The organism is Streptomyces prasinopilosus, assembly GCF_001419695.1.
In the GTDB taxonomy this organism is placed as follows: Bacteria; Actinomycetota; Actinomycetes; order Streptomycetales; family Streptomycetaceae; genus Streptomyces; species Streptomyces prasinopilosus.
The window spans coordinates 1-1,169 of the sequence record NZ_LIRG01000936.1; the positions used below are offsets into that span (position 1 = coordinate 1).

The window sequence follows — 1,169 nt, forward strand, 5'->3', positions numbered from 1 at the left end:
CGGGAGGAACTCGCCCGGCTGGCCGGGGTGAGCGTGGACTACTACACGCGCCTCGAACAAGGCCGCAGCCGCAGCGCCTCCGCAGAGGTCCTCGACGCACTCGCCACCGCCCTGCACCTGGACGACGCGGAGCGCAGCCATCTGCACGTCCTCGCCCGGCGCCGGCCCGGGCCCGCCCGCCGACGTCCCCGCCCCCAGCGGGTCCACGCCGCCACCTGGGACCTGCTGGAGACCCTCCAGCAGACCTGCCGCCCGGGCTTCGTCCTCGGGCGGCGCCTCGACATGCTGGCCCACAATCAGTTGGCCGGACGGCTGATCACCGATTTCCGGGCGCTCCCCGCGGCCGAGCGGAACCAGGCCCGCTTCGTCTTCCTCGACCCGCACGCGCGCGAGCTGTACCGGGACTGGAACCGCGTCGCCGCGGACACCGCCGCTATGCTCCGCCTCGAAGCGGGCCGCCACCCGGACGACCCGGCTCTGAGCGCCCTGGTCGGTGACCTGTCCATACGCAGCGAGGAATTCCGTCGCTTCTGGTCGGACAACAAGGTCCACAGGCGCACGACCGGCACCAAGGACTACCGCCACCCGCTCGTCGGCGACCTCACCGTTACCTACCAGGCCCTCACCCCCGGAGACGACCCGGACCAGATCCTCTTCGTCTACGGCACCGAACCCGGTAGCCCGTCCGAGACCTCCTTGCGCCTGCTGTCCCAGTGGAGCAGTGCGGAAGCCGATACCCGTAGCGTCACAGCGCAACGCCCAGGGGCCCCCGACTGATACGAGCCCGGCGGCGAAGTTCTTCCAAGAGCTGGGCTACGAGCGGGAGTTTGCGACGGACCACAACTCCGGCCAGCTCCGCAACGGCAACGGTCCCTACGTGTTCATCGCCGAGGTTGCCGAGGACCAAGAGCCCCGGACGCGGATCGTGCTGAAGGTGCCGGACGCAGACGCGTGCGTCCTGATTCCGTCTCGAGGTGGTCACGCCGTTCGAGGACACTGTGCCGCTTGGAAAGCCATCGCTGCTGGTCAAGCCGCATATCGGTACTCGTTGATCGCTCCGCCGAGGATGCGGGTGCGTAGGAGTTTGCCGGGATGGCCGCGCTGGCGTTCGGCGGCGGGTTCCTCGCTCACGTCGGGCGGGAGTTGGTCCCGGGCCTGGTGAGGCCGGT

At 70.0% G+C, this 1,169-nt stretch carries 1 protein-coding gene and 1 pseudogene; both read left to right on the forward strand.

What is annotated here, in order from left to right:
• Window positions 1-777: helix-turn-helix transcriptional regulator (locus AOK18_RS28740; RefSeq protein WP_055696213.1), on the forward strand; the 777-nt coding region annotated here is incomplete at its 5' end.
• Window positions 734-1,052: pseudogene (locus AOK18_RS34930) on the forward strand (hypothetical protein). The gene AOK18_RS28740 and the pseudogene AOK18_RS34930, both read left to right, overlap by 44 nt.
• Window positions 1,053-1,169: the final 117 nt, after the last annotated feature.